The following is a 13,240-nucleotide window of genomic DNA, read 5'->3' as shown; positions in this document are numbered from 1 at the left end:
TTGAAGTTTCACTTTATACTAAGCTCGCGGATGAAACTGACTATATACATCTTTTAATCTAGTTTTCGTCACATGTGTATAAATTTGCGTAGTTGAGATGTCCGCATGTCCAAGCATTTCCTGGACAGCACGTAAATCAGCGCCATTTTCAAGAAGATGAGTAGCAAAGGAATGCCTTAGTGTATGTGGGGTTAAATCCTTTTCGATCCCTGCCTCAGCTGACAAACGTTTAAGAATTTTCCAGAACCCCTGCCTTGTCAGTCTTTTGCCATGATGATTGAGAAAAAATGCATCATCCTGAACTTTTTTTGAGACAAAATGTTTTCTTCCTTCTTGTAAATATTGATTTAGTGCCGTTGCTGCTGTTTTTCCAATTGGAATGATTCGCTCTTTATTTCCTTTTCCAATACAGCGGACAAATCCCATCGTAATATGGACATCGCCCATATTTAACCCAATTAATTCACTGACCCGAATTCCGGTTGCATAAAGGAGCTCAAGCATGGCCTTATCACGAATTCCGAAGTGATCATCTGCTTTAGGTGAATCTAGTAAAATCTCAACCTCTTGCATGTTTAACACCTTTGGCAGAGTTCGCTCATGCTGAGGAGACTCTATATGAACAGAGGGATCATGATCAGCAGCTTTTTCACGGAGAAGAAATTGATGAAATGCTCTAATGGAGGCAACATGTCTTGCCATTGTTTTCGATGATTTCCCCTGCTCTTTTAATAACCCTAGGAAATGAATGATTTGAGTGCGCTGAACTTCATTTACGGATGTCAGCTTTTCAACATTCTTTAAGTACTTCGTATAGCTTTTCAAATCTCTTTCATATGAAACAATTGTATTTCTTGCGAGACCTTTTTCAACGATTAAATAATGAATAAAATCTTTAAGCTCGTCCTCCATGATGACTCTACTCCCCATTTAAATAAAAAAGAATTAACCGGTTCAGCCAATTTGAAGATTCACTGTTGTTTGCACTTGCTGAAACCTTCACAGCCGCTCCCTTTGGCTCATCATACCGGTGATAATCCTGATATTCTTCATTTAACCACATAATACCATAATAAAAAAGGATTGTGCATCCAGTGAAAAGCACGAATACCTTTATTGTCTGAAATGCGATTTTTAGCCAAGATACCATTCTACTTTCCCCCACAAAACCTTATTACTAAAGGTTATGCCATCTTGGACAAGAAATATACCTAACATAGTGAATTTCTAAACTGACTTTTTATCAAATACAGTTGTAAAAATTATACGGACATTTGATCCGTTATTTTCATAAAATGACCTAATTTAAGAGCTATGCGGACACTGAGTACGCTATTCACGAATTACAGAAGGAAATCACTGCTTTTTTACAAAATAGAGGAAGCTATGTCCGCAAACATAAGGAATTAACCCATTTTGTTACGAATAACAGAACTCTTGTCCGCCAAGATAACAATAGTCGTTGTCTCGTTGTTAATTCATATGCTTCTTGTTGTAAAATAATATGACAAAGCTAAAAAAGACCAAATCAGATTCGATTTGGTCTGCTGATTAATATGCTATTTACAATACTTACTGAACTACCTAATCTTATTGTTATTCACTTTCTTCATTATTATCTTTATCATGACAGCGATGGCAAATTCCATGGAAAGTAAGTCGATGATCTTTAATCTTAAAGTTCCATCTGCGTTCAACGACTTCTTCTACATCTTCAAGTAAGTCTTCTTGAATTTCATCCACTGCCCCGCATTCAATACAAACTAAATGATGATGGAAATGTGCTGCTCCTTCTTGGCGAAGGTCATAGCGGGATACCCCATCACCAAAATTGATTTTATCGACAATTTTAAGTTCTGTTAGCAATTCAAGTGTTCTATATACAGTTGCTAAGCCTATCTCAGGCGATTTTTCTTTAACTAGGAGGTAGACATCTTCCGCGCTTAAATGATCCTCTTCGTGCTCTAATAATACGCGAACGGTTGCTTCACGCTGAGGCGTCAATTTATAGCTAGACGAATGCAACTGCTTCTTTATTCTATCAATTCTGCTTTCCATTCCGAAGTCCTCCTCGCCCACTTACACATTCTCATTATAGCAGATAATGGAGGAGATTCAAAATAAAATTATTACAATTAAGCAAAGATAATTATTATTAAATAGGAATTATTTAAAATAACTCTGTCATTATAATGAATTTATCACCGATTTCATTAAGATAGGGGATAAAAAGGCCTCAATTCCAGCAGCTAAGCATAAAAACACGAGGGCAAAAGCAAATGACATCATATACTTTCCAAACAAAGGCATTACCGGCGGCCCGAGTTTTTTCATAAATTGTCTGCTAATCATTTTTAATGAAAAAGAAACGGCTAGCGTGGCTGAGATGATAAATATCGGAATGATGATAAAATTTTGCGGCAAAACAGAAACAAAGGATAATAAAAATCCATTCCAGCCCATTTGATTAACTAAAAATCCAACTGTAAATCCGACAACCATCCCTTTCATAAATAAAAGAATGAGGATGATCGGAAGACCGATAATGGATATACCTAAAATACACATTAACCCAATAAATTTCATGTTATGAAAGAGACTTTGTTTGAAAAGATCCTTCGTAGTTGCAACTTCCTCATTAGAAACTTGGCTAAAAAATTGGGATAAATAAAAAAATAAATCTTCCTTTTGCGTTAAGCTTAAACTGTTGACAACGATGGCTCCGAAAATAACACCCATTAGAAATAAAACAATCACAAACAAATAAATTGAGGAATGCTCACGAAAATGGGTTGCGATGACGTTCTGGTACATTTTTTTTCTCATTGCTCTTCCTCCTGCAACAATTCTGTTATTAAATTGTATGCTTGTCCTTTTGCTGTATGACAAATTTAGAGCAGAAAAAATACAGTTGATTTTTTTGAATTTTACATTATAATAGTCAAAATTGACTTAATTCAGGAGGGAGATTTTTACGATGAATCCAGTATTAATTGAATTTCCGGATAGAATTGAAACTGAGAGACTTTATATGCGAATTTGTATGCCAGGCGATGGGAGAACCGTTCATGAATCAATCCAGGCCTCTATTGAAGATTTGAAGCAATGGCTTCCTTTTGCTAACAAAGAACAATCGGTTGATGATGTCGAAATAAATATCCGTAAATCTTATTCTCAATTTTTATCGAGGGAAGATATTCGAATTCATATTTTTAGAAAAGAAGATGAAGTGTTCGTTGGTTCCACAGGCTTGCATCGAATAAATTGGGATGTCCGAAAATTTGAAATTGGCTACTGGTGTGACTCCCGCCATCAAAAAAATGGTTATATAACAGAAGCAGTTAGCGGTTTAATTGATTTTACTTTTAACGATTTAGAAGCAAACCGGATTGAAATTCGCTGTGACCCGAAAAATATCAGCAGCAGAAAGATACCTGAAAAATTAGGAATCCGATTAGAAGGCATTTTAGTGAATAATGACCTAAGCGCTGATGGTAAAGAGCTAAGGGATACTTGTGTGTTTGCAATAGTGAAGAAAAATAAATAATATTTTTTGTTAATAATGAGAAAAAAGACTGAATTAAACAGTCTTTTTCTCTTGTTTGTACTTGTATTAATCAGCAATTTTCCCATATTTACCGCCGCCTCCTGCTGTAAGACTCAGTTTTCCTTCCCTGGCCTTTACGATAAGTTCTGCAGTTTTTGTAGGAATAATTTCACTTAATTTTTCTAATGGAACCTCATGCAAGATGGCCATTTCAGTACCAAAGTGATCAAGTAATTTTTGAAGCATTTTTGGACCAAGCCCCGAAATGAACTCCAGCGGAACTTGGTGTACATATGGCGGCCGATGATTTGGAGATTCACTTGCTGTTTTTAATTCAACAATTCTGTCAGCGACCCCATTAATATACTTTGTGCTACCGCAATTTACACATTCATTATGAATCGGATCAAATGGGGCAAAGCACTGGGAACATACGGTTTGATGATATTTCCCAAGAAGCGGATCAAGTCCGTAGTTTGCTTTGATTCTCCGCCCATCCACTCCTTTTAACGCCCTCTCCAATTCTAGAAAAGAAGGTTCAGCCATTTGGAGGACATGATACTCTCTGGCAATTTTCTTTAAGGAATGAGCATCAGAATTCGTTAAAAATGAATAGTTGTGCAGCTCTTTTATTTGATCTGCCATTGCTGTATCAGCACTTAATCCAAGTTCAATGGCGTCAATTTGGTTTTTATCAAACACTTCCTCTAAAGATCTGTGTACCCCTTTTCCATAAAGGCTTTTAAAAGGTGTAAACACATGGGCTGGGATAAATAATCCGCTTAATTCTTTTACCTTTGTCTGAAGCTCACGGCCTGAAGCATAAATTCTTTGTGAACTTAGAGTGATATTTTTCAAGTGGTGCGAAAGCCAGGACGAAAATTCCTTCATCATTGTTAATGTAGGAAAATAACAAAGTACATGAATAGGTCCTTGGCAGTTCTCATCGTAAATTTCCAATTCAGAACCTGGGATTATGGTTAAATCTCCGTATTGTAAACCGCCCTCTTGATGCTCGATCACGTCTCCAGTTTCCATGAGCTGAGCAATTTCTAGAATTACCTCGGGAGAATGGCAATCAATAATCCCAATCATGTTTAACCCTTTTTCATTTCGCGCATGTTCAATAATGTTTGTAAATGTAAGTGATTTTGCTCCTGTTATTTTTACCGGCTTCCCTGTCATCGTACGGCCGATATGAATATGTAAATCTGAATAGTAATCCTTCATTTACTTTTTCAACACCTTTTGAAGTTGCAAATATTGAATAGCATATGCAGTTTTGGCATCATATATTTTCTTTTCTTTTATATATTGCTCTGCCTCGTCAAGCGTCAACTCGAGCAAATTTACGAATTCATCCTCATCTGGTGATGCTGCATTTTCCTTTTTTTCCAAGCCTTTCGCGATGTATAAATGAATGATCTCATCGGCAAATCCAGGAGAAGTATAGAAGGAAATCAGCCATTCCATTTCTTTGCAGTCATAACCAGTTTCTTCTTCAAGCTCTCTTTTTGCACAAACCTCTGGATCCTCTCCTGCTTCTAGTTTGCCAGCAGGAATTTCAACAATTGTCTTTTCCAATGCTTTACGATATTGCTCCACCATGACAATTTTTTCATCGTCTGTTATTGCAAGTACTGCTACTGCCCCAGGATGCTTGATGACTTCTCGCTTGGACATTTTTCCGTTTGGCAACTCAACATCTTCTACTTGAAGACTAATTACTTTTCCAGTAAATATTTTTTCAATATTGGTCGTTTTTTCTTCTAGGCGACTCATGATTCCAGTCACTCCTGTTCTATTCCGTTTAAGTGTACTCATACATATTATCATACTTTAATTGGGGGAGTATGACATGAAAATATATGTTCACGAGAAGGGCGTCATCTTAGTCGGAAAAGCATGGGAAATCAGGGAGAAGCTAAAGGATTACAGCAAGGAGTATCGGTTGATAAAAGAGTGGGTCGAACTAAAAAAGACCTCATATAAAGGTGGCTGAGATTTATTTGTGTAAGTCGCGGATTTATTTGCGAAAGTGGCAATTTATTTGTGAAAGCGACAGAATTATTTGCGAAACCCCGGATTTAGCTTTTTATTACAAAAAAGTCCAATTTATTTGTGGTCCACTCATTTCTTTCGTTAAAATAAAAAGAAAAGGTGAAATTGAGGTTATTTTTATGAAAAAAAGACAGTTGGGCAAGTCAGATTTATATGTAAGTGAGCTCGGACTTGGTTGCATGTCCCTCGGTACGGATGCGAAAAAAGCGCAAGAAATTATCGAAGCTGCATTAGAAGCAGGGATTAACTACTTTGACACAGCCGACTTATATGATTTCGGAACAAACGAACAAATTGTTGGGCAGGCTCTACGCCATGTAAGGGATAAGGTCATCATTGCTACGAAGGCAGGAAACCGCTGGAATGACAACAAAGATAGCTGGAGCTGGGACCCCTCTAAAAAGTATATAAAAGAAGCTGTCAAAGCAAGCTTAAGCAGATTAGGTACGGATTATATTGACTTATACCAACTTCATGGCGGGACGATGGAGGATCCAATCGATGAAACGATTGAAGCATTCGAGGAGTTAAAAGAAGAAGGTTTAATCCGCTTTTACGGAATATCTTCTATTCGGCCTAATGTCATTCGTGAATATGTGAATAAATCGAATCTTGTGTCTGTAATGATTCAATATAGTATTCTAGATCGCCGTCCGGAAGAGGAAGTGCTGCCGCTTCTTCAGAAAAACGGTATAGGAGCTGTTACACGCGGACCGCTTGCAAAAGGGATCTTAAGCGATAAAATGTTAGAAAAAGCATCGGAAAAAGGCTATTTAGACTATCAGTTGGAAGAATTACAGGAAACCATTCCGCTCTTGCGGGAAAAACTTTCTCATACCCGTTCCATGACAGAAATTGCCTTGCAATATAATTTAGCTCATTCTGCTGTTTCGTCTGTTATTGCAGGAGCTAGCACTGTTCTACAAGTTAAGGAAAACGCAAAAGCCATTGTAGCAGAACCATTATCGGGAGATGAGCTCTCCATTATAGAATCAATCACAAAAATGAGTTTGTATGAGCAGCATAGATAATAATGCAATAAAAAAATCGCTTAAACTTAAGCGATTTTTTTATCACCCTATTTATATTCCTTCCAGTTAAGATTGCTTTCACCAAGCAATTCTTCAAAGCTCTTGTTCTTTTCCCGTAATCTTCTTTCTTCTCTCTTTCTTTGCTCTTCCTCTTCTTTTTGTTTATCTTCTGCTGCTTTTAATTCCTGTTTCGTATCTTTTAGTTTTTCCATCAATTCTTGGTTTAGCATATCGCCAAGTGTAATTGGTTTATCATCCTTTTTAGGCTGGGAATGCTGCTTTTTCTTTTTCATCTAAATCCCCTCATAAAATTAATTTTATCACCAATTATATCATAATTACTTATTTTACAAACTCGAGAAATTCAATTCTATTGCCGAATGGATCATCGACAAAAAAGCGATTTCTTCCTTCTATAGGCGGTTCTTCTTTTATCATAATCTTTTTATTTTCCAATTCTTTACGCAAACCTTCTAAGTTTTCTACAACTAAGCCAGGGTGGGCTTTTTTTGCCGGTAGAAATTCTTCTTGCACCCCTATATGTATTTCCTGGTTTCCGCATAAAAACCAGCAGCCTCCCCGCTTTTGGAGATTTTCTGGCTTCGGTATTTCTTCTAGACCAAGGATTTCTCCGAAAAATAATCTTGCCTGCTCCTCGCAGCCTTTTGGTGCTGCTAATTGAATATGATCAATTCCTTTAAATCCAAATGTCATAGTATCTCTCCTTTAATTAGGAAAAGCACAGCCATTGATAACTGTGCCCCTCAAATTTAATAAGCGTCTGTTAGAACATGATCGTCTACCTGTAAAGAAGCTTCAGTTGATTGGACAACCTCCTCAACAGTGTAGCCCTTAGCCACTTCCACAAGCTTAAGTCCTGAGTCCGTTACATCAATGACCGCTCTCTCCGTAATAATCCGATTGACAACTGCCTTGCCTGTTAATGGGAGGGTGCATTCTTTGAGGATTTTCGACTCCCCGTTTTTATTCGTATGATCCATAATGACGATAATTTTGCCTGCACCGTGAACGAGGTCCATCGCTCCGCCCATTCCTTTAATCATCTTGCCTGGAATCATCCAGTTTGCGAGATCCCCGTTTTCAGAGACCTCCATTCCTCCGAGAATCGCTATATTGACTTGCCCTCCACGGATCATGGCAAAGGATTCAGCACTGTCAAAATAAGCAGCACCCGGAATGGCTGTCACTGTTTCTTTGCCAGCATTTATTAAATCTGGGTCCACTCCCTCTTTAGAAGGGTAAGGGCCTATGCCAAGCAGACCATTCTCAGATTGAAGCACGACTTGCTTATTACTTGAAATATAGTTAGCAACGAGTGTTGGCATTCCAATACCTAGATTCACATAAAAGCCATTTTCAATTTCCTTTTCGGCTCTTCGCGCAATTTTTTCACGAACTCCAGCTTTATCGTTACTCATGGCAACTTCTCCTTCCCGTAAATTATTTCGCTAACGTCAGTCTTTCAATGCGTTTTTCCTGAATCCCTTCAATTAGCATTTGCACGTAAATGCTAGGGGTATGAATATGATTCGGATCTAGCTCACCGATTTCATACAGATTTTCCACTTCGGCTATCGTTACTTTTCCTGCAGCGGCAATCATCGGGTTAAAGTTTCTCGCCGTTTTGTGATAAACAAGATTGCCCATCTTATCCGCTTTCCAAGCTCTTACTAAACTGAAGTCAGCGACTAGGGCTTCTTCAAGTAAATATTCTTTTCCATTAAAAATCTTTGTTTCCTTCCCCTCTGCAATGGGAGTACCTACTCCTGCAGGCGTATAAAAAGCCGGGATGCCAGCACCGCCAGCACGAATTTTTTCTGCCAGTGTTCCCTGCGGCAGAAGTTCGACTTCAATTTCACCGGCCAGCACCTGTCTTTCAAACTCTTTATTTTCACCTACATAGGAACCTATCATTTTCTTAATCTGTTTATTTTTTAGCAGGAGACCAAGCCCCCATTCGTCTACCCCACAGTTATTCGAAATAACCGTTAAATCTTTAACACCCTTCTCCACTAAAGCTAGAATCAAATTTTCCGGGATTCCACAAAGTCCAAAGCCGCCAACCATTAAAACAGCACCATCATGAATATCCTTCACTGCTTCGTTAAAGGAAGTAGAAATTGTTTTCATGTCATTCTCTCCTCTCATCGAGAACGTATAATTTAGGCTTTATCCATCACTATTAAACTAGTTCAACTACGGTAGCAACACCCTGTCCTCCGCCGATACATAATGTGGCAAGCCCCTTTTTCGACTGACGCTTTATCATCTCATGAATTAATGTCACTAGAATTCTAGCACCGCTTGCTCCAATTGGATGTCCTAATGCAATGGCTCCTCCATTCACATTCAGAATATCTTTATTAAACTGAAGCTCTCTGTCTACAGCTAGTGATTGCGCTGCAAATGCCTCATTTGCTTCAATTAACTCTAATTCTTCCATTGATACTGCTGCTTTTTCAAGTGCCTTTTTAACAGCATTTACTGGTCCTATGCCCATAATACTTGGGTCCACTCCTGCACTTGCATTTCCTTTAATTACAACAAGTGGCTGAACCCCAAGCTCATCAGCCTTTTCTCTGCTCATAACAATTAGAACTGCAGCACCGTCATTGATGCCCGAAGCATTTCCAGCTGTGACGCTGCCGTCTTTTTTAAATGCCGGTCTTAGTGCAGCTAATTTTTCAACAGTTGTTCCTTTTTTCGGGTATTCGTCCGTATCAAATACAATCGGATCTCCCTTTCTTTGCGGAATCTCAACAGGAACGATTTCATCTTTAAATTTGCCTTCTTCAATAGCCTTTACCGCCTTTACTTGGCTTGCGGCAGCAAACTCATCTTGCTCTTCCCTGCTAAGTCCATAATTATCACAAAGGTTTTCCGCAGTGATTCCCATATGATAATCATTAAAAGCACACGTCAGTCCGTCAGAAACCATTGTATCTAACAGCTGCTGGTTGCCCATTTTAAACCCATTCCGTGCATTTTTTAATATGTAAGGCGCCTGGCTCATATTCTCTACTCCACCAGCAATCACAATGTCAGCATCTCCTGCCAAAATCGCCTGTGTTGCCAGATGAACAGCCTTCAGTCCAGATCCGCATACTTTATTTATGGTCATTGCGGAAACGCTTTCAGGAAGCCCCGCTTTAAGTGCTGCTTGCCTTGCAGGATTCTGTCCAAGACCTGCCTGCAATACGTTTCCAAGAATTACCTCATCCACCTGCTCAGGCTTAATTCCTGCCTTTTCAAGTGCTCCTTTGATCGCAATTGCACCTAATTCAGGAGCGGGTACATCCTTTAAACTGCCATTAAAGCTCCCTATTGCTGTGCGTACTGCACTAACAATGACTACTTCTGTTTTTGACATCTTAATCATCCTTTCTCGTTCATCTCATGAATTATACTTCTATTAAATAGTGCTAAAATCCTTTTATTTCGCCCAAAATTATCTAATGAATAATCCAGCCCTTCTTTATCCATCTTATTAGGTGTACTTAACAATACATAGAAGGGGGATGAAGAAATGAGTCAAAAGCGTGACAAGGGCCATAGTCAAAAAGGAAAGCCAAACAGTGATACAGTTAACCCTACAATTGCAGCAGAGGAATTAGAAAAAGCGATCCATCCTAAAAAACGTCAGAATTCTCAACAATAAGCCGCCGCTCCTTGAGCGGTTTTTTACATTTAGAATAACAATAAATGTTTTAAACTCCAATTAAATGGTAAAATAAAGAATAAGGCTGAGAGGAGGATGAAATTGAAAAGACTTCTTCGTTATATCCGTTATTTCCTTTCCTTCATTCTTTTTTTATCATCTATTGGGATTTATTTTACAAATCGGCTTATGTACATGAAGAAAAAGGAAGATCAATTTATTATTGATCGGGAAAAAGAAGCCGGGCGTCTCAATCCAATCGAATATGAAAGCCTGCCAAAAACAGAAGTGCTCATCCCTTCTCCCTTTGGTTATCCTCTTAAAACTGTGATTGCAGAACCCTTTCCAAACAATCGCTTCGTCATCATTGCACATGGAGTAACAGAAAATAAGATGAATTCCATTAAATATATGAATCTGTTTTTGGAGCGCGGATTTAACACGGTTATTTACGATCACCGCAGGCATGGAGAGTCTGGTGGAAAAACGACTAGCTTCGGTCATTATGAAAAATTTGATTTAAAGGCAATTGTTGATTGGCTCCGTGAAGAAAAAGGATCTGATATTTTGCTCGGTATCCACGGGGAATCGATGGGAGCGGCAACGATGCTGTTATATGCGGGCAGTTTAGAGGATGGAGCGGATTTTTATATTGCCGACTGTCCATTTTCCGATTTTAAACAATTGCTCGCACACCGATTAAATTCAGATATGAAACTACCTGCCTCTGTCATCCTACCCATTGCCGATTTGTTTTTACGATTGCGGCAAAAATATGCCATTAAACAGGTGTCTCCCATCTCAGTGATTGGCAACATTCAAAAGCCCGTTTTATTTATTCACAGTGAAAAAGATGACTTTATTCTGCCTTATATGACCAAGGATTTATATGAACGGAAAAAGGGGCCCAAACAGCTTTACATGGCTCCAAATGGCATTCATGCTCAGTCATTAAATGAAAATCGAGAGGACTATGAAAAAGCCATAGACGAGTTTTTAAATGATTTTGTTTTCTTCAAATCCCAACAGAAGGCCTGATTCCCTTAGGCCTTTTTTATTCGGGCATGATCTAGTTTTTTAATATTCCTCTCGCCGTCTCATAATCTCCTAATTTTATATAGTACCGTCCTCCTTCTTTTTCAAAGATAGGAACATTTTCAAGCTTTCCATTTTCCCCGAATACGAACACTGATTGAATATCCTCATGTTCAATCTTTCCATAAATAACTGGAAGGCGGTTTTCCAATATCCCCCTATGATCATATTCGTAAAAAACATCCTTATAGACAGTCATCCAGTCGTTTTCATCATGCTCCCAATGATTATGCCCCGCGTTTTCCCATCCATCCCGATCATTTCCTTTTAAAAATGCTACTGTTACGGCGTCAATCGTTTCTTCGCTGATCTTCTGTTTCGTTACATATAGAAGAATGATTCCATCCTTTACCTTTTCCTTATGAATGACTTCCTTCACATTAAATGGGATATCCTTTTCTATGACCCGATCCATTGTTGAACCTGAACAAGCTGCTAATATCAGGACCGCAAACAAAAGAGAAGCGATCCATTTAAGCTTCACTTTATCTTCCCCTCCGTTCCTCTGCGTCCTTATCATTTAATGAGAAAAGACTATAAAACATACTTACTTTTACTTATTTAGGTAAATATAACTAGAGGCTGTTCGGAAAGTCAGGTTTTTGACTTTCTGAACAGCCCCCTTTAGGTTTCATCAACTATCTTTGCGAACTCCTCAAGACTTGTTGAATACTTAATATAAATTCTCGGTAAAACATACAATTCATCTTTTATACCCTTTTCAGAAAATAATTCGGGAGTGGTTGAGAGTCCGTATAAATAGTATTTCTTTGTTTCCTCTATAACCTTGGCATTGAAATTTCCGTAAGGGTAAGAGAGAGCAATAACCGGTTTACCTGTTATTTTTTCAATTTTCTCCTTAGACTTTTGTAGTTCATATTCAAAATTTGTGATTTTCGTTAAATCAGGATGGGTGGCAGTATGAGATTGTATTGAAAAAAAGGGCGAATCAGCCATATTTTTCAAGTCTGATTGCGATAATCGATTGGCGCGGCCAATAAAGTCGGAAATAACAAAAATAGTTCCCGTTGGTTTAAACTGTTCATTTTTTAGTTTTTGAAAAATAGCCATTATATTTAAGTTGTTTTTGTATCCATCGTCAAAGGTAATGAAAATGGGTTTGTTCACTTTATGAATATCTTGCCACCGTTCAAAAGTTAATAATGTGTAGCCGTGATCTCGTAAATACATCATTTGCTTCTCAAAATTCTTTGGAGTTACATATAACTCTTTAGAGCCATGGCCGTGGTACTCGTCAATGGAATGGTAAATTAATATCGGTATTTTTTTATCCGCCAAGGTGTGTGATGGAATAAATAAGATAAGAAGACATAGAAAAAACATTGCAGTCTTTTTCAAAAAAATTCCTCGCTTTGTCTATTTTCTTATCTTTATTATTCCTGAAATTATTTTTTTTACCGGCCAATCTCAATCATTGCTAATTAAAAAAGGCTTTAGCAATTTCTATTAATCCTTCTTGTTCTTCTTTTTCCACAAAACTTGCTTCTCTCCATGAAGTGGAAATAGAGATTAAAAATTTCCGAGAGTTATCTTCTTTAATAAAGTAAATATTATGATATTCTTTACTATACAAAAAGTCTATTCCATCTTCTTTTATATTCGTGTACCCTACTAAGTTTTCTGTCGTGTGCATTTCTTCTTTAACAGGGCTTATTATCATTTGAATGCTTTGCCCTTCTTCTAAACTCATTACCTTGCTCTCATAGCTAAGGAATAATTGGGAAATATCAGATGTTAAAACACCATCCTTAGTGATATATTCCAAATTATTTTTTTTTGCTTCTTTATACATTTCATCAGCTAAAT

The 13,240-nt window shown here is 37.8% G+C and carries 19 protein-coding genes; 5 read left to right on the top strand and 14 right to left on the bottom strand.

Annotation, left to right across the window (positions count from 1 at the left end):
• Positions 1–18: 18 nt before the first annotated feature.
• The 4 genes from xerD to spoIIM all read right to left on the bottom strand — a co-directional run bounded on the left by xerD (position 19) and on the right by spoIIM (position 2,826).
• A complete protein-coding gene (gene xerD / locus V7164_RS22005; protein WP_335347384.1) occupies positions 19–912 on the bottom strand; it encodes a site-specific tyrosine recombinase XerD in 894 nt (297 codons plus the stop codon).
• Between the two features lie 7 nt (positions 913–919).
• Positions 920–1,150: a YqzK family protein gene (locus V7164_RS22000; protein ID WP_335347383.1), complete on the bottom strand. Its 231-nt coding sequence runs from the start codon at positions 1,148–1,150 to the stop codon at positions 920–922.
• Between the two features lie 446 nt (positions 1,151–1,596).
• Positions 1,597–2,058 (bottom strand): ferric iron uptake transcriptional regulator, encoded by a 462-nt coding sequence (gene fur, locus V7164_RS21995; RefSeq protein ID WP_066294029.1) that lies wholly within the window; start codon positions 2,056–2,058, stop codon positions 1,597–1,599.
• 129 nt (positions 2,059–2,187) lie between these two features.
• Positions 2,188–2,826 carry a stage II sporulation protein M gene (gene spoIIM / locus V7164_RS21990; protein WP_335346853.1) on the bottom strand — a complete coding sequence of 213 codons (639 nt, stop codon included), beginning with the start codon at positions 2,824–2,826 and terminating at the stop codon, positions 2,188–2,190.
• A gap of 151 nt (positions 2,827–2,977) precedes the next feature.
• Here spoIIM and V7164_RS21985 point away from each other — a divergent pair, with 151 nt between their 5' ends.
• Entirely contained in the window at positions 2,978–3,547 is a 570-nt protein-coding gene (locus V7164_RS21985; RefSeq protein WP_335346854.1) for a GNAT family N-acetyltransferase, read from the top strand.
• A gap of 66 nt (positions 3,548–3,613) precedes the next feature.
• On the opposite strand, the gene V7164_RS21980 is transcribed toward V7164_RS21985, so the two are convergent.
• Both V7164_RS21980 and V7164_RS21975 read right to left on the bottom strand, forming a co-directional pair.
• Positions 3,614–4,777: a TIGR00375 family protein gene (locus tag V7164_RS21980; RefSeq protein WP_335346855.1), complete on the bottom strand. Its 1,164-nt coding sequence runs from the start codon at positions 4,775–4,777 to the stop codon at positions 3,614–3,616.
• Positions 4,778–5,329: an NUDIX hydrolase gene (locus V7164_RS21975; RefSeq protein WP_335346856.1), complete on the bottom strand. Its 552-nt coding sequence runs from the start codon at positions 5,327–5,329 to the stop codon at positions 4,778–4,780.
• Between the two features lie 76 nt (positions 5,330–5,405).
• On the opposite strand from V7164_RS21975, the gene mciZ reads away from it, so the two are divergent.
• Together mciZ and V7164_RS21965 are read left to right on the top strand one after the other, a co-directional pair.
• The gene (gene mciZ, locus V7164_RS21970) at positions 5,406–5,549 is read left to right on the top strand and encodes a Z-ring formation inhibitor MciZ (RefSeq protein ID WP_335346857.1); all 144 of its coding nucleotides are present in this window, start codon (positions 5,406–5,408) and stop codon (positions 5,547–5,549) included.
• 178 nt (positions 5,550–5,727) lie between these two features.
• Entirely contained in the window at positions 5,728–6,639 is a 912-nt protein-coding gene (locus V7164_RS21965) for an aldo/keto reductase (protein WP_335346858.1), read from the top strand.
• A 47-nt stretch (positions 6,640–6,686) separates the two neighbouring features.
• On the opposite strand, the gene V7164_RS21960 is transcribed toward V7164_RS21965, so the two are convergent.
• The 5 genes from V7164_RS21960 to V7164_RS21940 are packed head-to-tail and all read right to left on the bottom strand — an operon-like array spanning position 6,687 to position 10,030.
• Positions 6,687–6,932 (bottom strand): YqkE family protein, encoded by a 246-nt coding sequence (locus tag V7164_RS21960; protein WP_335346859.1) that lies wholly within the window; start codon positions 6,930–6,932, stop codon positions 6,687–6,689.
• A gap of 49 nt (positions 6,933–6,981) precedes the next feature.
• The gene (locus tag V7164_RS21955) at positions 6,982–7,353 is read right to left on the bottom strand and encodes a VOC family protein (RefSeq protein ID WP_335346860.1); all 372 of its coding nucleotides are present in this window, start codon (positions 7,351–7,353) and stop codon (positions 6,982–6,984) included.
• A gap of 56 nt (positions 7,354–7,409) precedes the next feature.
• A complete protein-coding gene (locus tag V7164_RS21950; protein WP_335346861.1) occupies positions 7,410–8,078 on the bottom strand; it encodes a CoA transferase subunit B in 669 nt (222 codons plus the stop codon).
• Positions 8,079–8,100: 22 nt separating this feature from the next.
• Positions 8,101–8,790: a CoA transferase subunit A gene (locus V7164_RS21945; protein WP_335346862.1), complete on the bottom strand. Its 690-nt coding sequence runs from the start codon at positions 8,788–8,790 to the stop codon at positions 8,101–8,103.
• Between the two features lie 52 nt (positions 8,791–8,842).
• Entirely contained in the window at positions 8,843–10,030 is a 1,188-nt protein-coding gene (locus tag V7164_RS21940; protein WP_335355237.1) for an acetyl-CoA C-acetyltransferase, read from the bottom strand.
• A gap of 156 nt (positions 10,031–10,186) precedes the next feature.
• On the opposite strand from V7164_RS21940, the gene V7164_RS21935 reads away from it, so the two are divergent.
• Positions 10,187–10,318, top strand: a complete 132-nt coding sequence (locus V7164_RS21935) for a hypothetical protein (RefSeq protein ID WP_335347961.1) — start codon at positions 10,187–10,189, stop codon at positions 10,316–10,318.
• 102 nt (positions 10,319–10,420) lie between these two features.
• Complete coding sequence (locus V7164_RS21930) at positions 10,421–11,356, top strand: alpha/beta hydrolase (RefSeq protein ID WP_335355236.1); 936 nt, start codon at positions 10,421–10,423, stop codon at positions 11,354–11,356.
• A gap of 31 nt (positions 11,357–11,387) precedes the next feature.
• Here V7164_RS21930 and V7164_RS21925 read toward each other — a convergent pair whose 3' ends face one another.
• The 3 genes from V7164_RS21925 to V7164_RS21915 all read right to left on the bottom strand — a co-directional run.
• Positions 11,388–11,897 carry a hypothetical protein gene (locus V7164_RS21925; RefSeq protein ID WP_335346054.1) on the bottom strand — a complete coding sequence of 170 codons (510 nt, stop codon included), beginning with the start codon at positions 11,895–11,897 and terminating at the stop codon, positions 11,388–11,390.
• Between the two features lie 140 nt (positions 11,898–12,037).
• The gene (locus V7164_RS21920) at positions 12,038–12,772 is read right to left on the bottom strand and encodes a polysaccharide deacetylase family protein (RefSeq protein ID WP_335346053.1); all 735 of its coding nucleotides are present in this window, start codon (positions 12,770–12,772) and stop codon (positions 12,038–12,040) included.
• A 79-nt stretch (positions 12,773–12,851) separates the two neighbouring features.
• A partial coding sequence (locus V7164_RS21915) for a hypothetical protein (protein ID WP_335355235.1) occupies positions 12,852–13,240 on the bottom strand: 389 nt, incomplete at its 5' end.

This window comes from Bacillus sp. JJ1474, assembly GCF_036965225.1.
GTDB lineage: Bacteria > Bacillota > Bacilli > Bacillales > Cytobacillaceae > Cytobacillus.
This window is presented reverse-complemented; position numbering and strand designations above follow the sequence as displayed.